Source organism: Microbacterium natoriense (assembly GCF_030816295.1).
Classification (GTDB): Bacteria; Actinomycetota; Actinomycetes; order Actinomycetales; family Microbacteriaceae; genus Microbacterium; species Microbacterium natoriense_A.
This window is the reverse complement of record NZ_JAUSXV010000001.1, coordinates 1,268,791-1,287,148: the sequence shown is the minus strand read 5'-3', so window position 1 is coordinate 1,287,148 and position 18,358 is coordinate 1,268,791. Positions and strand designations below refer to the sequence as shown.

The following is an 18,358-nucleotide window of genomic DNA, read 5'->3' as shown; positions in this document are numbered from 1 at the left end:
GGACGCCGTCGATGCCGACCCCGTGTCCGCGTACCGAGAGCACGCTCAACCGCGGCGCGGATGGGCTTTGAAGAACTCCCACATCGTCTGCGAGGCGTTGATCTCCTGCGTCGTGGCACCGAGGGCGGAGAGATCCACGTCGGTTCCCGGCCAGGTATGCCCGCCTTCCGCCACCTCGTAGACGACGACGTCTGCGTGCGCGGCGCAGTGCGACCAGGAGTACGCGGTGATGCCCTCACCGGCCGAGGCGACGGCCGGCCCCCGGCGGCACTCGTTGAGCGCGGCCCAGCGCTCGGCCGCCAGTTGGACGCTGTAGCCCCAGCGGGGATCGGAGTTGCCCGGATACGGGTTCACGAAGTCCGCCGTCCCGTGGAACGACACCACCGCAACAGGTCTCTCCGGCGTGCATGACGCGGCGACGGGCGCCGAGAGCGCTTCGGGATCAGGACGACCTGCCCGGAGCCCGGCCACCGGGGCGATCGCAGCGAACACATCCGATGCCTCGCACGCGAGTGCAGACGCCATGCGTCCGCCGCCGGAGAACCCGGTGGCGAAGACACGGCGCTCGTCGACGCAGCCGGCTGCGTCGACTGCGTCGACCACTGCGCGGAGGAACGCGACGTCATCGCGGGCGCCCTCGGGCGGATACGTGCCGGAGGTGAGTGGGACGCCCGGCACGTTCCAGGCCCAGTTACCGTCTGGGAGCGTCTGCGGGAACTCGAGATCACCCGTCGGATTGACGACGATGAAGCCGTTGGCGGCCCCCACCTGGCCGAGATCCGAGATCTCGGCCTGCACGCCTCCGTTGGCATTCGAGCCGTGAAGGTCGACGACGAGCGGGAGTTCGCGACGCAGCGGCGCCTCCGGCACTTGGACGAGAACGTCATACACCTCTCCCGCGAAGGTCACGTCGAGCGTGGACGCGCCGACCGGCAGTTCGCGTTCGCATGACCGACCAGGTCGGGCATCGGCGCTCGCGGGTGCCACGGAGATCACCCCACCTGCGGTCATCGCCACCACGAATCCCGCAGCCAGCAGCGTGCGGGCCCACGGACGTGTCACCTTGATCATCGGAGCTCCTTTGCTCTCGAAATACCGAGCGCCTGCTCGGTTTTGAGAACGTATCAGCGCAGAAATCGAGTTGTCAACCGTGGAGCCCGAGCCCCGGACCCGCGTTCGCGGGACTCCGGCGAACCCGCTCGGTCGATTCGCGTCCGTTCTGCACGATGTCGATCAGCGCCTCGCCGATGACGAGCACCTGCAGTGCGGAGCGGTCGTCGAGCGGGATCGTCGGCGTCGTGTCAGCGGGCGAGTGGTTCGACACGCAGGCTCCCGAACGGCTCGCTCGGGAACACCTGCTCGGTCATGGTGACGAGGCCGCCTCCGGCGTAGATCTCGACGATCATGCCGTCCACCACGATGAGCAGGTCGAGCGAATCGGTCGTCCCGTTCGGCAGGGGCGCCCAGTCCACAGACGGGAAGCTCTCGTGGAACGCGATCTGGCCGCTCGCCGTTCGGTCGCAGGAGATGCTGCGGTCGTCGCCGTCGATCGTGATCACCAGTCGCTCTTCGTCCACGCCGGACAAGACGACGGCGTGCCGATTCCCGACACCCGACGGCACCGAGAGTTCGAAGACCTGCAGACCTTCGACTTCCCTCGGCAGCACGGGACGCTGCGCGATGCGATGCACACCGTCGGTCGAAGCGATCAGTCGGATCTCCCGCACGAGGGACATCGACGAGCGCCAAGGGGATGTGGGGGTGACGTTCGCGTAGTCCCAGTTGCTCGCCCAGCCCACCATCAGCCGTCTTCCGTCAGGAGCATCGTTGAAGGAGACCGCCGCGTAGTAGTCCCGGCCGTAGTCGAGCCAGTCGAAGTCCGCGAGGTCGTTCGAATCGACGAGGCGCTCGGGGACGAACGAGGCTCCGTCGAAATCTCCGACGAAGTACTGGGTGCCCGATCCGCCCGCGATCCCTCCGGGATTCATACTGACGATCAGAACCCAGCGCGTGCGCGTCGTGCCCTCGACGATCAGCGGGAACAGGTCGGGGCATTCCCAGACGCCGCCCACGGCATGCGCCGGCCCGAAGTCGGACGCGAAGGTCCAGTGCCGCAGATCGGATGAGGTGTAGAGCACGACCTTCTTCGCGACGGCTTCGACCGCGACCATGACCCAGTGGCCGTCGTCGCCGCCGTACCAGAAGACCTTCGGGTCGCGGAACTCGGCCGAGCCGATGTCGAGCACCGGGTTTCCGGCATAGCGTGTCCACGTCTCCCCCTCGTCCAGGCTGAACGCCAGGGACTGGGACTGCGAACCGTCTTTCGCGCTCGTGTAGATCGCGACCAGGGCGGTCTCCCCCTCTTTCGCGAAGCCGGCTGTGTTCCGCGCATCCACGACGGCGCTGCCGGAGAACGCCATCTCGTCCTCGGTGAACGGGATGGCCAGATCCTGCTCGGTCCAGGTGACCAAATCGGTCGATGTCGCGTGCCCCCAGGAGATGTTCCCCCAGGTGGTGCCGTGCGGGTTGGTCTGGAAGAACAGGTGGTACGTGCCGTCGTGATGGAGCAGGCCGTTCGGGTCGTTGAGCCACGAATTCTTCGCGGTGAAGTGCGCGACGGGTCGCAGCGCGGCGGTATCGGTGGTGGGGATGCTTGTCACGGGCTTTCCTGTGGCTTCGAGGGCGGGTGGGAGTCGGGAATCGCTGAGAGCAGGGAGAAGGTGGGGCGACGGACGTCGCCCCACCTCGGCGAGGGCTACTCGCCGCCCTTCTGGAACCGGTCGTAGGCCTGCTGATAGGTGTCGATCACGTCATCCACGCCGAGCGTCTTCAGCTGCGAGACGTAGCCGTCCCATTCACCGTCGATGTTCCCGTTCACGATCCACGAGGCGAACTTCTCCTTGACGAGCGTGTTGATGTCGGCGGTGGCGAACGACACCCGGTCGAGCTCCTCGTTCGACAGCAGCACCGGCGGGTATCCCTCGTTGGCCTGGTAGGGGGCGTAGAACTCGTTGACGAGATCCTGTCGCTCCTTGGCTCGAGGTTCTGGCGCGACGACCGACTCGAAGTCGTCGGTGGTCGTGATCTTCGGCCCGCCCGGCGCGACGCGCTGCCTGCGCTCGCCTTCGGATTCACCGTCCGCGGCGGGGATCTGGACGAGGATGCCGTCGGCGTCCTCCTGCAGGGTGACGCCGATCGGGCCCCAGTTCGACTGTGCGGACATCACCGGATCGAACAGCCGATCGGCCCAGCGGATGGTCGCAGCCGGGTACTTGTTCGCCCGAGTAATCGCCATGGCGCCTCGGCTGATCTCCTGATTGTTCGAGACGCTGGCGAGCCGTTCGCCGTCCACGCCTTCGAGGATGCCGACCAGCGCGTAGTCGCTCATGCGGTCATCGCCGACCATCTCCTTCAGCTCCCACCAGAAGAAGGAGCCGAGGATCTCGGTACCCGACTTGCCCTTCGAGAGGTATGCCACATCGTCCTGTGAGAACGACTCGGGGTCGATGAGGCCTTCGGCGTACCAGTCCCCGAGGGCCGCGACTCCGGTGCGGTACTCGTCGGTGTCCGCCGTGAACTCCACCTTGCCGTCGCGCACGATGCGGTGGTCGTTGTTCTCCGGCTGGCCGCCGAGCGCGGCGATCAGGTCGTGCGGGTTGGCTGCAAACGAATCGGTGCGGAAGCTGAGGGGGATCTCGTCGGCGGCCCCGTTTCCGTTGGGGTCCTGCGTCGCGAACGCCTTCAGCGCGTCGTGGTACTCATCGATCGTCGTGGGCATCGGCAGCCCCAGGGCGTCGAGCCAGGACCTGTTGATGTACAGGAAGTTCGGATAGGCGACCAGGCCGAGTTCTTCGACCGAGGGCAGCGTGTAGATGTGGCCGTCCGAGGCCGTGATCGCAGCGCGGATATCGGGGCGCTCCTCGAGAATCGCGGTGAGCGTCGGCGCGTGCTCCTCGATCAGGTCCTCCAGCGGAAGCAGCGTCCCGTTGGTCCCGTTCTGCACGATCTCGGCATCCGACAGTCCGGTGTTGAAGAGAACGTCCGGCAGCTCGCCACTGGCCAGCATCAGGTTCTTCTTCTCCGCGTAGACCTGATCGGGGAGGTTCTCCCAATCGATCGCGATGTTCGTGTCGGCCTCCCACTGCTGCACGAGTTCCATCTCGGAGTACTCCGGGGCCAGAGCGGCCTTCGATCCGCCGAAGGTCAGCGTGAGCGTCTTGTCGACGATGGGGAGCCCCTCGGCGTTGAAGCCGAAGTCCTTCGAATGATCTTCGATCTCAGCAGGGCCGCCACCGGCGGTGCAGCCGGCGAGCAGCAGGGTGCCGGCGATCGCGGCGGATGAAGCGATGAGGAAACGGCGATGTCTCATGATGTGCTTTCTGTTCGGGGTGGGGGTCGGAGGGGGTCAGCTCTTGACGGCGCCGAGGAGCGCGCCCTTGGTGAAGTGCTTCTGCATGAACGGGAGGACGATCAGCAGCGGGATCGTGGAGACGACGATCATTCCGTACTTGATCAGCTCGCCCAGCCGCTGTGCGGCCGCGTACGAATCGAGCGCGCCGGTGCCGCCGGCAGACGAGACCTCGGACTGGATGAGGACGTTGCGGAGGACGAGCTGCAGCGGATACTTGCTCTCGTCGTCGAGGAAGATCAGAGCGTCGAAGAACGCGTTCCAGTTCGCGACGAGATGGATCATGATCATCAGGAAGATGAGCGGCTTCGACAACGGCAGCACGATGCGGAAGAAGAAGCGGAAGTCGTTGGCGCCGTCGAGCTGCGCGGCTTCGCGGAGCTCGCCCGGCACGTTGTTCTCGAAGAAGGCGCGAGCGATGATCAGGTTCCAGACCCCGACCGCGCCGGGGAGGACGATGGCCCAGATCGTGTCGAGCATCCCGAGATCGCGCACCACCAGGTACCGAGCGATGAGACCGCCGTCGATGAACATCGTGATGATGAACAGCAGCATGAAGAACGTGCGGCCGTAGAGATCTCTCCGTGAGAGCGCGTAAGCGGCGCACAGGATCGTCGCCACGCTGATCGCAGTGCCGACCACGGTGTACAGGACCGAGTTCGCGAAGCCTCTGAGAATGGTGGCGTCGGAGAAGATCCGCGTGTAGCCCTCCAAGGTGAAGCCCTGCGGCCAGAGCCAGACGTTGCCGTTCAAAATCTCCGAGGGCTCGCTCACCGAGGCGATCACGATGAAGTAGAGCGGGTAGAGGATGGCGATGATCGCCACGACCAGCATCCCCACTGCGACGATGTTGAAGACAGGATCGGCAGCGCGCTCCCGCCAACGGGCGCGCGGCGGCGGGGAGACGTGTCGGGAGGCGGACGGGTCACGACGGGTGGAACGAGCGGATGCCGTCGAAGCGGAGATCGTGTCAGTCATGGCGTCATCACCAAAGGGTCGATTGTCCGGCGCGCTTCGCGACCCAGTTGAAGGTCAGGAGCAGGACGAGGTTGATCAGGGAGTTGAACAGGCCGATCGCCGCGGAGTAGCTGAACTGCGCTTGCTGCAGGCCGATCTTGTAGACGTAGGTCTGGATGACCTCGGACGTCGGCAGGTTCAGGTCGGTCTGCATGAGCAGGACCTTCTCGAACCCGAGATTGAACAGGTTCCCGATGGCGAGGATGAAGAGGATCGTGATCACCGGCATGATGCCCGGGATGTCGATGTGCCTGATCCGCTGCCACTTGTTGGCCCCGTCGACTCGAGCCGCCTCGTGCAGGGCCGGGTCGATCGCGGTGAGCGCGGCGAGATAGACGATCATCGAGAAGCCTGCGTTCTGCCAGATGTCAGAGCCGATGTAGAGCGGTCGGAACCAGTCGGGCGACCCCATGAAGAACACCGGCTCTCCGCCGAACAGCGTGATCGCGTTGTTGACGATCCCGGACCGGGGGGAGAACAGCAGGAAGATCATGCCCACCACGACGACCACCGAGATGAAGGACGGCGCGTAGAGAACGGTCTGGGTGAACTTCTTGAACCGCGGACTCTGCAGCTGGTTCACGACCAACGCCAGGACGATCGGCACGGGGAACGCGATCAGCAGTCCGAGCGCGTTCACGGTCAAGGTGTTCTCGATGAGCCGTCCGAACTGGAACGAACCGACGAACCGGACGAAGTGCTCGAACCCCACCCAGGGGCTGCCCGCGAACCCGAGAGCCGGGTTGTAGTCGCGGAACGCGATCTGGGCCCCGTACATGGGCCAGTACTTGAACACGATGATGTAGAGGACCGCAGGGCCTAGTAGTACGTATAACTGCCACGATCGCACGGCACGCCGAGCATGCGAACGCAGTCGGCCCTTGCGCTTGGGGATCGCCGGAGTGGGTTCGGCGGGAGCGTGTGTAGTCATGCATGCACCTTCGCATCAGCGACCGATCCGCGCAGGATCGGGACGCACTCAATGGGATTCGACATCGACAGCTGCCCGCGACCGGAGAGGAGCAGTTCGATTCCGGTGCGCGCCATCTGCTCGTACGGAAGCTCCATGGTCGACAGACCGGGATCGAGGATCGGGGCGAGCGTCGCGTGGTTGTCGAAGCCCACGATCGAGCAGTCGTAGGGCACGCGCAGTCCCCGTGACTCGAGGGCCCGATAGGCGCCCCAGGCGGTCCGGTCGTTGCCGCAGAAGATTGCGGTCGGCGGATCGCCCGCATCCATGAGCTCGAGAGTGAGCGCGAGCCCGTCCTCGACGACGCCGCCGCCGTACTTGACGAACCCTGCGGGCTCTGCGATCCCCGCCTCCGCGAGCGCCCGGCGATAGCCGGCCAGTCGGCCGATGCCGGCGGGGAGGTCGCTGTCCTCAGGCTGGATGTTGATCATCGCGATGCGCGTGTGTCCGGCCTCGATCAGTTGCCGGGTGGCCGCGTAGCCGCCGCCCTCCTCGTCAGGGAAGACGCTGGCGACGAGCTGATTCCGTTCCTGTGCGTTCACCACCACCGTCGGGACCGACTGCAGCCCTTCGGGAAGATCGAGCACACGGTGATACATCGAGGCGTACACGACGCCCTTGACCCGGTACGACCGCATCATGTCGATCGCCGCAGCTTCGAGGTCGGGCTCGTTGTAGGTGTCGACGCTCAAGATCACATTGCCGGTCTCCCAGGCGAGCATCTGTGCACCCTTGAGAAGGTGCCCGGCGAAGGGCGAGCTGGCGACCTCGTCGGAGATGAATCCGATCATCCCAGATTCGCCGCTGCGCAGCGACTTCGCGAACGCGTTCGTCCGATACCCGAGCTCGTCGACCGTCTCGAGCACCCGCTGACGAGTGGTGTCGTTGACGCGGCTTCCGCCGACGTTGTTGAGCACGAGGGACACGGTGGCCTGGGACACGCCGGCACGTTCAGCGACCTGTCGCATCGTGACCGTCTCGCTCGTCCTACGCCCCATGTCCACCTCCTCGTGAATCAGTTAATCGTATGACTACGGGAGAACATATCCGCGGGGAGAGCGATGTGTCAAGCATGACCGCGAACATCGTGGCGACCGGCGACCATTCAAGAGGAGGGTCTCACCCGATCACACCAGACGGGAGGCACAGAGTCGGGAGGCTCACTTCGGAATGCGAACGAGGTGGGATTCAGAATGCGAGCAGGACTTCTACTGCGGAGACGAGGGGATTTTAACCCCTGGTTCCCGTAAGGGAACTCCACCTTAGCAGGGTGGTGATCCCCGCTGTGGACGGCGTCCCGCCCTTCTGCCGGCTTGGCCGAAGATCGCCTGGGATCCGCTGTAACACGCGGATTTTCCGCTGTTCGAGGTCGTCACTCGCAGATCTCGCCATACTCACAATGCACTCCGAAATCGCTGCACTCGGGATGCTCCGGACACTTTTGGGACACTCGGAGATCGCCAGCGCGCCGACCCCACATACGCCTCGAACGAGTTCTGCAACTCCGATCGTGCGCGCTCAATCGCCTCCCGACACTCGTGACGTCGCGAACCTCACCGACCTTGTCTCGGGAATCAGAACTCGTCGAAGCCGAACACCTGCGGGCACCCCGACGCGATCGCTCGTAGGCGACGACGTCGCTGACGTCGTCACTCAGAGCCGCGAGGGCCGCATCCACGCCGCCGCCGACGTGTTCGAAGACGACGTTCGTCGCGAGGTTGTCGCTCTCCCTGACGGATGCTTCGGCGAGTTGCCCAAGGGTCAGGCCACTGTCGACAAAGTGTATGCATAGGTTGACAGTCGTGAGCCCCGAACGTGCAGTAAACCAGCATTCTGGGATACCGACGAGGAGTGCCGCTTGCACTTGCGCGGCACGGCTGGTCGACACCCCAGGGAACGCCAGCCAGAAGGGCCTCGGCTGACGCCCCAGGAAAGCCGAGGCCCTTCGACGGGCGACACCGTCACCCGCCGACCCGACGTTGTTCGATTCGCCAATCTAGATGAAAATCCAGCACTCGACGATCGGTGGATGCCCGTGGCCGCGCCCGTTTCGTGCGGCACGCCCAAGCCGTCACGCCCTTCTCCGAGGTACGGAAAGTGTGGTGCCCTTCCCCGCAGTCAGAACCTGACGATGACGCCGGACGGCGCCAGGTTCTGTTACGGGCAGACATTGAGGCCACTTGCGGAGATGCGCCTGCCGCTCTGGAATGCGACGTACCCATACAGAGTGGCCACGACAACGATGACCAGCAGCACACCGACGTAATTCGGTTCGAAGTTCATCGCCGGCATTTCGTTCTCGGTGGTAGACCATGCCTTGAACACGCCGGGTAGCAGGACCGGACCAGCCGTCGCAAACGCGAAGGTGACCGCGGCACACAACCCCAGGAAGAGGACGGCAACTCCGAGAATTACGCCAATGAAGACGTGCAGTACGAACTTGATTGGCGTGGACATTATTACCTTGCCTTCTGCGCGATCTTGTCTGATTCTGTAGAAAGCGTCGAGCCTTGTCGATCTTGGCCATCAACCTTGAAGTCCCGTGACTGTCGGTGAACCTCTTCGACGATTCTGGGCCGGCGGATACTCTGTGACGAGCCCGTGTTCCCTTCACTGAGGATGGTCACGGAATCGCAGCCACGCTCAGCGCGAGAGCATGCTTCGGAGGACTCAGCCTCCTTCAACCGCCAGCTTGACCTCACCCTCGTGCGACGGGATGTCGTCCGACAACTGCGTACCGGATCTCAGACGTCTGCGATCCGGGAAGCCGACCCACAGCCTAGAGAACTCGCTTTCGTAGCGCCGCGTAAAGCGCAGTACCTCATTCGGGTCGCCGAAGCTTGCGGCGCGCATCAAGTACTGGGTCTTCGAAAGAGCGGGCAGCCCCATCCAGTCCAAAGTGGTCGGTCGAGAGAAGACGTGATCATAGCTTCGGGGGCCGGTGAATTCGTGGCGCGCGTGTCCCCAGCGATCACTCTGAACGGCGGAGGGCGAGAATGCAAGTCGGCAAAAGCCCAGGTTCTCGAGCCGCGTCACGCTCTGACGAGTCGCTTCAAGCGCCTTCTCTAGTTTTGCCACGTCAGGACCGTTGCGACGATAGTGCGCGTGGTCGTTACGGACCGAGAAGACTTCAGCATCGGTCATCAGCTTGGCAATTTCACGTAGACCGTTGACGATGCGCTCCTGGCTGGGCCGAGACAGATCCAAGAATGCAACAGTCGATCGCAGTACGAAGCGCTTCAGTTCGGTCTTGCCGTCGAAGTCTGGAAATTCACTGTTCGGGCGTGCATACGGCTCAGGGTGTTCTCGGCACTCGTCCAGATGGCGAGCGAGGATCCTGAAGCCCTCGATGAGATTCCGTAGTTCTACCTTCTCCGAAACGTAGTCAGGTCGATGAGGCGAGTCGGAGTCGCCAAGAACGGCAGTCTGAAGAAGCGTCAGCCCTGCTTCACGATCGCCCGCATCGTCGTAGGAGAACGGTTGATCACACCGAGGATGATCGGAGAGAAGCGCCCATGAGGTGTAGGCGAGCGCGTCAAGCAACAGACCTTCCAGACCCGGGAAGTATGCGCCAGCTACCTCCATGAAGGCTTCGGAAGTTCCGATCGTCGATGTCTGCGCAAGGGCCGCGAGACGCTCGTGACGCTTCCAGAAGGCGGCGTGTGGATCGTCATCGACATCGATCGGGAATCCGAGCTTCCAGAGCATGGCCTCGACAAGTTCTTCGTCCGAAAAGCCATCAGCGTTCTCAATACCCACTTCATGGCACGCCGTGATCACATTTGCACGGCGCGCGAGCGCCAACCGCTCAAGAGATTCCTGTGGCGTCCTCGATCGGAAATAGAACTCCAGCTTCTCCTCGAGATCTTCGACGTCGATGCCCCTGAGCTGCCATTCGAGCTCTTGGACATCATCCGCTTTCTCCCTCAAATAGAGCTTGTTGAGGAGTCGGCGTTCTCGGAGAATTGCTAGTCCCGGGTCGTCGGAGACAAATCGGAACCCGTGCCAACCGAGCTCAGCTCGAAGCCGAAAGGCCCCAGAGCGAACGTATCGATTGATTACAGGACGACGCACCTCTCCGCGAGGAATGACAATTGTTCTGGATCGCACAAGGTTGTCCAACGTAGAACCGATCGCGCGCTCATCAGCAAGGAGACAAATCTGAAGAAGTTGCGCTCTCGTCAGCGGACCAACAAAGTCGCGGGCGGAGGCCACTTCTACGAAAGGCAGCAGCAAGCGTCGCAACTGGCCATTCGTCTCGTCAAGCAAGGCGCACACCAAACTCTTGAGTTCGGAGTCCGACAGCGCATCACCCAGGAGGGGCAGCAGCACCCCGACTCGCTGATCTCCATATTGCGCGTCGATGGAACCACTCAGGCTGTCAGCGAACGCCCACCATTCCGCCGACTCTTTCCGCTCGTTTTGCAGGTACTGATCAAGCTTGTCGCGGTGCCGATTGATGGCCGCGTTCTGACCAGTCTGCAGGTAGACCGGGTGAACCGTCTGACAACTTGGCACCGCGCAATGATAGGCAGGGACTCTACGGTGCCCTTGGACGTTGCGGTGGCTGACCGAGCGCTTGAGCCCGTACGGACCGACTGTGAAGATGCCGTACTGCACCACGCCCAACGGCAACTTCTTGAGTAGACGCAATGTCTCCTCGTTCGTCAGGACGTCTTTCTCCTGCTCGTAGGTACTTGCATACGCGTCGTAAAGATCGCGGCCCCACACGAAGGGGAATTGTATCTCTCTGTCCAGAATCTCTTGATGCAGCACATCGACAAGACGCTCCACGTCGATGGCTTCGACGTCCACGAAGAGATCGGCATGCCCGAGCGTCAGGGCGCACATCAGACGGGCATCCTTCGCATTGACCTTGTCCTTGCGCGTCAGCCGATCCATCATCGCCTGTCCCGCGTCCGTGAGCTTGATGGCCGCGTTCAGCTCATCAGGGACTACATAGTCATCACTGATGATGCAGTCACCCAACAGCTCCATCAGATCGCAGATCTCGAGAAATCGACTCCGCCATTCGTTGTCGGCGAACTCCGCTTTGAGCTGCTCAACGGTTCTCCCAGTCATCTTGACCCCTCTCTGGCCGCGATCCTACCGATCGGACCGCTGTTCCGTAGTGCGCCGTTCCGCTCGGCTGAGGGGACTCGCCCCGGGGAAAGCCGGGCGGCATCAGGGGCGCGCTCAAGGGACCCGGTCCAGCACGTCGCCGACCGTCCCGCATGTTTCTGAAATGGAGTACTGGCCAACCCCACCGTGAACCATGAACAGTTCCTCGATCTCCGCGGCGCCGAGTCCCCGACTGTTCGCTTCAAGGATGAAATCCCAGTATGAAGAGCAACCGGCCTGAGCGAAGAAGATGCCGTAATGAGTCTCAAAGTTTCCAATTCCGATTGCAGCCACCACCAGGACAAAGATCACAATCAGCAACATGAACGTTGCGCTCAGAGCCCAGATCCATAGAACAACGCGACCAGGACTGAGTGGCCGATAGTCCTCGGGGAGCTTTGGGACGAGATCTGACGGTTTCGTTTCGGCTGCGGTCACGGCTCCTCCTTTGTCGGAAAACTGCTAGACGGCTGGACCCGGCTTACGCGATAGACCGCAAGACCCACCGACACCAGCACCGCGGTAATGAATGTCGCCGACCAGGGCCAGCCCAGCGCCGCCGGAACGAAAGAAGCTGCGATACCGATCAGTCCCCATGAAATCTCGGTTGCGACGCGGTGAGCTTGCCCGAGCACGCGAGCTAGATCCGCATGCCTCGCTTCGACGGTTCCTGCCTGGTAGATGCGGGCAAACGCCATCGCAATGATGCCACCCACAACACAGAACCCGACGAGCTGCCCGTACGACTCACGCTCACCGGTGATCAGCGGCACGTCCCCCAAGCGGAAGAGGAAGAGCAGGGATGCAAGTGCTATACCGGCCTGCAACCCACGCCTCCATGCGTTCGCACGAGGAAGGGCGTTGGCGATAACGGTGTTGGCGCGAACGCCCAGGCCATCCGAGAAGCCGAGAGTCACCCCGGCCGTAATCAGCCAGAGCGCCGCGAGCCACGCGGGGCTTGTACCCTCACGAACTGCGAAGTGCTGGAATGCAAACAGCGCAACTACTGAAACCAGAAGGCTCCGTGCGCGCACGGCCCAACGCATGAACCGCAGCACCAACGAAGATTCAACAGCGCTGAACGCGAAGTCGTTGAGTTCGCCACGAAAGCGTTGCGCGACCATGCCCATCGTGCCGGAAGCGGAGACGATGAAGAAGAGCACAAGTGCCCACCACACCTGGTCCGAACCGTCTGGGCTGGTGAGTCCTTCGACCATAAGACCAGCGCTGAGAGGAAGAAGTAGTGTCGCCACGAAAAGCCCGCCAGCAATCGACGTCCAGGCGCGGACAGCCAGGGCATGCACAAAATACGAGAAGGTGGCAAGGAGGCTGCCTATCGCCATGACTTCTCCGAAAGTACCTAACACGTCGCAACCTCAGCGGAGGCCTGGGGCGTCGTCGACGCGAGTGATAGTCCATCCGAGCAGTCGGAAAACCAGCCTGGGCTTCCTCTCCGAGGTCGGTGATGCAAGGTCGTCGAGAAGAGCTCGGAGTTGTTCCGTGTCGTCGTGAATGGATGACTGCAGGGATCGGATCATGTTGACGAGTGCGACCTCGTGCCACGACCACTTCCCCGTCCGGAGCCCGAGGACGGCGGAGGGGATGGCGAACAGCACGATCTCGATGACCATGACTCCGATCACGCTGTACGGCTGCGGGCCGGCGAGGAGGAGGACTCCCAGCGTGCCGGGAACGAACAGCGTCGCCATGAGCGCGAGGACTGTCATGCCGGTTTGGTTGGCCCTCCACCGCCGTGCGCTGATGCCATCGCGTTCGGGCCCTCCGACCATGGTCGAACGCAGCCCGAGGTATGCGAGGGACACGAAGTACGTGTGCACCGCTCCCGCAACGGCGCAACCGATCGCTAAGCCTCCCCAGCCGCTCGCGTCGCCGCCGTTGATGATCCGCCACCCGACCAGAAGCAACGTCGTGAGAGCGGCGGCGATGAAGGTGAGCCCCGCAGCGAACATGGAAGCAGACACGATCGTGCTCCACCGCGGTACCGGGGAATGACGGATCTTTCCCGCTTCGTCGACGATCTTCGCCAGGCGCACCGTGCGGTCGGAGATGCGCTGTTCGAACAGTGCCCGCTCGGCGTGGACCTGCTCCTCGTCGTTCGTCTCCCAGGTGCGAAGAGTGGCGTCGAGGCGCCGGCTCGCGCCCAACAAACCGACGGCGATGAACCCGATGAGAATCTGCCCCGACTGCAGCCGCATCGCCGCTCCGGCCTCAGCAGTGAGCATCGTGCTGTCGAACGCTCCCTGAGCGGCTCCGTCCACCCCCGACAAGGATCGCAGCATGGTACTCGGGATGACCGACAATAGAATCGCCGCGGCCGTGATGAGAGACACCGCCGTAGCGAGCACGATCAGGAACCCGGCCGCGTCGATGACCAGTTCTCGACGGCGACGGGAGGCGAAAGCCGCATCCCGCATCCCGACGAACGCCAGGATGGCGACGACCATGCCCAGCAGCGCCGCCGAGAACCCGATGGCCGGCCACCCGGCAAGATCGATCTGAGTTCCGAACTGCTCAACCGACAACGCCACCCACTTGCCCGCATCCGGACCCTCCAGGTGCCCCGACAGAGGAACCGCGACCGCCGCAAGCACGATCACGGCGCCGAAGACGATGCCCGCCACCCATCGTGACGCGGTGGGAGGCTGTCCAGACCGTGGTTGTGTACTCATACTTCCCTCTCACTCAGGACCGCCTGCGCAGCCAGCCGCTGGAGACGTCTCGCTTCCCGTCGAGCACGTCGTAGCGCGCGAATCGTCACGGCGTCCTCGCTTTCCGCGATCCATCCGATGCTCCTTCGCAGCTGTGGGACAAACCGAAACACCGCACACGCCACGAAGAGCACGGCAGCGATGCAGCCCAGGACATGCCAGTGAACGGGCGCGGCGGGGACGAGCACTGTGAGCAGCACGGATGCCACCATGCAAATCACGGTTATCGGCCCGAGAAAGATGATCGGCGGTATCACCGACGTCGCCTCGGCCGACCGGTCCCGTGCGCCGACCCAGGTGAGCGACAGCAGCCCCAGAGACAACGTAGGCAGGATTGCGTAAAACGTCAGCATCGGCGCCTGCCAAGGATCGGTTGCATCCCAGAAGATCGCTACGGTTGCCACCGTCACACATGCCCACAGCACCACGGGCGACAATGCGACGACCGCGACACGCGATCGCGATGTGCGAGGCGGTCGCGATCTGCGCTTGAGGCCGTAGCGGGCGGCGCGCTTCCGTGCCCGATGCCATCGGCGTCGTGCACGTTCTGCCTGCGCCGCATAGCTGGGAACGCCGAGAGCCACCCGACACGTCAAGCTCAAAACCCACGAGAGGACGAGTGCGATCGCCACTTCGGGCCACCTGGTGCTGTCGCCGAAAGCGACGTACACGACGCACAGTGCCATCGAAACCAAGAACAGACCGATCACTCCCAAAAGAGTCTCCAGCGTCCGACGGAGCTTCGCAGGCACGGTCGATGCATCCTGACCAAGACGAGTCCACACCGCCAAGGTCACCACGACCCCACCGACCACGCCAAGGACGGGAAGCGATTGATCCAGCACCGGCGTGAGGTACCGCCCTACCGCGACACGCAAAGACCACCCATCCACAAACACAACGGGAGGCGGTGTCAGAAGAAACGTGCCGAGCAGAAGAATGCCGAACATCGCCGGTTCGAACCAGAATGCCGTCCGGAACGGAAACAGATCAGGTACCGCCGGGGGCGAGCGCCGATGCGAGGTCTTCACGGGGGCAAGTGTACGGACCTCCTCGGACACTCGCCTCGTCGCGGCGAGGAGCCGCGGACACCGAGGCGCCGACGACCTCGCGGCGATGGAACCGAAGGATGAGCACCCCACTGATCCCTACGCGAGCAGCGCCGACGATGGCGCGGCGACCCGGCATTCTGGAATTTCCGTCGAGGTGCCGGTCGAACTTGCGCCGCACGGCGGGGTGACACCCCAGGCACGACCGCCAGAGGGGCCTCGGTGGACACCCCAGAAAACCGAGGCCCCCGACGGGGCGACACCTTCACGCCCCGGCCCGACGGCCGGCCTTTTGCTTGGCATTGGTTCTCGATAGGTCCGTCGATGAGCATCATAATAAGGGTGTGGTTCACCCTGGCAGCCTCTTCGCCAGCCATGACGCCTATTTCGACGAAATGGGACCGCCGATGCCGGAGTCCTCTATGAGGCAGGCGGCTGCCTAGGCTGGCGGCGGCGAAAGCAATAGAGATCCGCAGCCCTGTCGACGACGATCTGTTCGCCGTCGTGAGCATCGAGCTGACGATGACCTCAGCACCCGCCGAAGCATCGTAAACCGTGACGGCAAGCTCTGGGTTCGACCCCACAAGTTCGAGCGTCGACCCCACAAGCTTGGCGGTAACTGGCGGCGCGGTCTCCCCAGAGGATCGGAAAGGAATTGAGGTACTCGTGGCCGCTTCCGATCAGGCGGCGCAGTCCTTCGATATCGATGCGGCGGCGGCAAGCGGAGCCGAATCGAGCGCGATCGCGGATGACGCTCACGTGGTCCAAGCGAACGGGTGGTGAGTAGCGGGAAACACTCGCAGGGGGCGAGCCATCGTCCATCGCCCGTGAGGTTGCAACTGTCGCAGGGCGCACAGAGACAAGCAGATACACGGGCTTCTACCCGGCGTTCTGGCAGGTTGCGTTGAATTCCCGCCAATCGAGTGCACCGGTCCTTACATTCCGAGGAGTCGGCGGCGGCGTCGCAGCCATCTCCGGGCTCCTCGTGGCTACCGGCTTCCCACCGGCTGCTATCTCTGCAGCAGTCCCATATTTATTCGTGCAGCAGTCCCATATTCATTGCCCACGACGTTGCGTGCACACCGGTAGAGCCACGGTCGTCCGACCGTCTCTCCATGGGATAGCCGGGTCCACGCTAACTCGAACACGGCCATACCGAGGTCCTCCGCTTCCTCAAGGTCCGAAACTCGACCTCGGATCACTGTCACGACCAGCATGAAGTACTGGCGGTAGAGCGCGTCAAAGGCCTCGATGTCGAATCGATCCGGTCGTTCGTTGATGACGCCCCCTCAGGCCCAAACACACCACCTCCGCCATCTTGCGGCGCCCTGAAGCACGGGCTACTAGGTCTGTTTGCGATCTCAACTTGAAGGTAACAAGATTCTTTCGGACACCCAAGAACGACTGCACCGGGCACCGGCAAGAGCGGACTACTGCACCATCCTGCGACAGGTGAAGTGGACGTTGACGCCGAAGCCGACACGACGACCGAACTCGCCGAGCACAACTCGTGTGCCCAGCTCGCCGAAGCGAGCAACAAACCAGCATCCTGAGGCGCGCAGGAACTCTCTCGATCAACGAAGACGCGTTATGCGCTGCGTCGCTTACCGTGCCGCCGATGCCCGGGGGACGCTGAATAGCGGTGTCACTTCATGTTCGGGTTACCAGCTGTCGGCGACCGCGTCATCTAGCCGGTCCCAGTCCTGGCGGCAGCGCTTTGCCGCGACATCTCGAACGTCGCCGCCAGCTCATGGCCGGAGGCACGACGGGGAAGCCGGTGAGTCAATGCCGGACACTCTACGGACACCGAGCCGCGAGATCATCTCGACATCTCGTTCTAGTCACACAGAAACAAAAGCCGTATTCGGACTCTGATCAGGACTTCTACGGCGGAGACGAGGGGATTTGAACCCCTGGTTCCCGTAAGGGAACTCCACCTTAGCAGGGTGGTGCACTAGGCCGGACTATGCGACGTCTCCAGGCATCTGGACCCGAAGGTTCGGATGCACCCTGCAAGTGTAACGGTTCTCGGGGGCGGTCACGAATCGGGTGCCGACGACTCCCGAACGACCAGTTCGGGCTGGAACCGCACCCGCCGGTCGTGCTCGACGCCGTCGAGTTCCTTGAGCAGCAGGTCGACGCCCGTCCAGCCCAACAGCCGAGCGGGCTGGCGCACCGAGCTCAGCGGCACGACCGTGGCCGAGGCGAAGTCGATGTCGTCGTAGCCGACCATCGCGATGTCCTCCGGAACCCGCACTGCGGCACCGAAGCTGAACGCCTGCAGCAGCCCGACGGCGAGCAGATCATTCGCCGCGAACACGGCGTCCGGTCGCGCGGACGGCTCACGAGAAACGAGAGACTCCCCCGCGGCGCGGCCCTGCAGCACCGTGAGCGAGGGCTGCTCGATCACCTCGAGCTCGGCTCCCGGCACGGCGTGCACCGCGGCCTCCGCTCCGGCGAGCCGGTCGGCGACCTGCCGCACCGACCGCGGACCGCACACGTAGGCGATGCGGCGTCGGCCAGAGGCGAGCAGATGCTCCGCGGCCAGGCGCCCGCCTTCGACGTCATCCACCGAAACCGAGGGCAGCACGCCCTGCTCGACCTCCCGGTCGACGAGGATCACCGGCATCCCACCTGACACGAAGCGGTGCACGGCGGTGAGATCGTCGGATGCCGGCGTCAGCAGCACCCCGTTGACCCGCTGCTCCTGGAACAGCTCGAGATGCGCTTCCTGGCGCGCGTCCTGCTCGTCGCTGTTGCCGAGCAACACGGTCATGCCGGCATCCGCTGCCCTGCCTTCCGCGCCACGGGCGACCTCGGCGAAGAACGGGTTCCCGATGTCGGGGACGACGAGTCCGATGCTGCGACTGCGGCCCGCGCGCAGCTGCCGAGCGGCGTCGTTGCGCACGAAACCCAGTTCCTGGATGACGCGCTGCACCCGTTCCACGGTGCGCGCCGACACGCGCTCAGGCTGATTGAGCACGTTCGACACGGTGCCGACCGAGACGCCCGCCGCGGCTGCGACGTCCTTCACCCCAACGGCCATCGCCACCCTCTGTTCCGA

The 18,358-nt window shown here is 63.6% G+C and carries 15 protein-coding genes and 2 tRNA genes; all 17 read right to left on the bottom strand.

All coding sequences use genetic code 11. From position 1 onward, the window contains the following. Positions 1 to 45: 45 nt before the first annotated feature. The 17 genes from QFZ53_RS05870 to QFZ53_RS05795 all read right to left on the bottom strand — a co-directional run bounded on the left by QFZ53_RS05870 (position 46) and on the right by QFZ53_RS05795 (position 18,340). Positions 46 to 1,071, bottom strand: coding sequence for an alpha/beta hydrolase family esterase (locus QFZ53_RS05870; protein WP_307294539.1), 1,026 nt, complete (start codon positions 1,069 to 1,071; stop codon positions 46 to 48). A 73-nt stretch (positions 1,072 to 1,144) separates the two neighbouring features. After that, positions 1,145 to 1,324, bottom strand: a complete 180-nt coding sequence (locus QFZ53_RS05865; protein WP_307294536.1) for a hypothetical protein — start codon at positions 1,322 to 1,324, stop codon at positions 1,145 to 1,147. Then, on the bottom strand, positions 1,302 to 2,660 hold the full coding sequence (locus QFZ53_RS05860; RefSeq protein ID WP_307294533.1) for a glycoside hydrolase family 32 protein: 1,359 nt from the start codon (positions 2,658 to 2,660) through the stop codon (positions 1,302 to 1,304). Before QFZ53_RS05860 ends, QFZ53_RS05865 begins: the two co-directional genes overlap by 23 nt. 95 nt (positions 2,661 to 2,755) lie before the next feature. Next, entirely contained in the window at positions 2,756 to 4,369 is a 1,614-nt protein-coding gene (locus QFZ53_RS05855; RefSeq protein ID WP_307294529.1) for an ABC transporter substrate-binding protein, read from the bottom strand. Positions 4,370 to 4,405: 36 nt separating this feature from the next. Next, a complete protein-coding gene (locus tag QFZ53_RS05850) occupies positions 4,406 to 5,386 on the bottom strand; it encodes a carbohydrate ABC transporter permease (RefSeq protein WP_292907281.1) in 981 nt (326 codons plus the stop codon). A gap of 7 nt (positions 5,387 to 5,393) precedes the next feature. Then, the gene (locus tag QFZ53_RS05845; RefSeq protein WP_307294525.1) at positions 5,394 to 6,356 is read right to left on the bottom strand and encodes an ABC transporter permease; all 963 of its coding nucleotides are present in this window, start codon (positions 6,354 to 6,356) and stop codon (positions 5,394 to 5,396) included. Next, the gene (locus tag QFZ53_RS05840) at positions 6,353 to 7,363 is read right to left on the bottom strand and encodes a LacI family DNA-binding transcriptional regulator (protein WP_307294522.1); all 1,011 of its coding nucleotides are present in this window, start codon (positions 7,361 to 7,363) and stop codon (positions 6,353 to 6,355) included. The genes QFZ53_RS05845 and QFZ53_RS05840 overlap by 4 nt, the downstream gene beginning before the upstream one ends. Positions 7,364 to 7,609: 246 nt before the next feature. After that, positions 7,610 to 7,693 (bottom strand) — tRNA-OTHER (locus QFZ53_RS05835). 859 nt (positions 7,694 to 8,552) lie between these two features. Continuing rightward, a complete protein-coding gene (locus tag QFZ53_RS05830; RefSeq protein ID WP_307294521.1) occupies positions 8,553 to 8,852 on the bottom strand; it encodes a hypothetical protein in 300 nt (99 codons plus the stop codon). Positions 8,853 to 9,065: 213 nt separating this feature from the next. After that, on the bottom strand, positions 9,066 to 11,477 hold the full coding sequence (locus QFZ53_RS05825) for a hypothetical protein (protein ID WP_307294517.1): 2,412 nt from the start codon (positions 11,475 to 11,477) through the stop codon (positions 9,066 to 9,068). Positions 11,478 to 11,591: 114 nt separating this feature from the next. Continuing rightward, positions 11,592 to 11,954, bottom strand: a complete 363-nt coding sequence (locus QFZ53_RS05820) for a hypothetical protein (RefSeq protein ID WP_307294514.1) — start codon at positions 11,952 to 11,954, stop codon at positions 11,592 to 11,594. Next, positions 11,951 to 12,859 carry a hypothetical protein gene (locus tag QFZ53_RS05815; RefSeq protein WP_307294512.1) on the bottom strand — a complete coding sequence of 303 codons (909 nt, stop codon included), beginning with the start codon at positions 12,857 to 12,859 and terminating at the stop codon, positions 11,951 to 11,953. The genes QFZ53_RS05820 and QFZ53_RS05815 overlap by 4 nt, the downstream gene beginning before the upstream one ends. Positions 12,860 to 12,892: 33 nt before the next feature. Beyond that, positions 12,893 to 14,206 (bottom strand): hypothetical protein, encoded by a 1,314-nt coding sequence (locus QFZ53_RS05810; RefSeq protein ID WP_307294510.1) that lies wholly within the window; start codon positions 14,204 to 14,206, stop codon positions 12,893 to 12,895. Further along, positions 14,203 to 15,276, bottom strand: coding sequence for a hypothetical protein (locus QFZ53_RS05805; RefSeq protein WP_307294509.1), 1,074 nt, complete (start codon positions 15,274 to 15,276; stop codon positions 14,203 to 14,205). The genes QFZ53_RS05810 and QFZ53_RS05805 overlap by 4 nt, the downstream gene beginning before the upstream one ends. 1,028 nt (positions 15,277 to 16,304) lie before the next feature. After that, complete coding sequence (locus tag QFZ53_RS19830; protein ID WP_373426318.1) at positions 16,305 to 16,547, bottom strand: RNA polymerase sigma factor; 243 nt, start codon at positions 16,545 to 16,547, stop codon at positions 16,305 to 16,307. 637 nt (positions 16,548 to 17,184) lie between these two features. Beyond that, positions 17,185 to 17,273, bottom strand: a tRNA-Ser gene (locus QFZ53_RS05800). 59 nt (positions 17,274 to 17,332) lie between these two features. Further along, positions 17,333 to 18,340 (bottom strand): LacI family DNA-binding transcriptional regulator, encoded by a 1,008-nt coding sequence (locus QFZ53_RS05795; protein ID WP_307294508.1) that lies wholly within the window; start codon positions 18,338 to 18,340, stop codon positions 17,333 to 17,335. Positions 18,341 to 18,358: the final 18 nt, after the last annotated feature.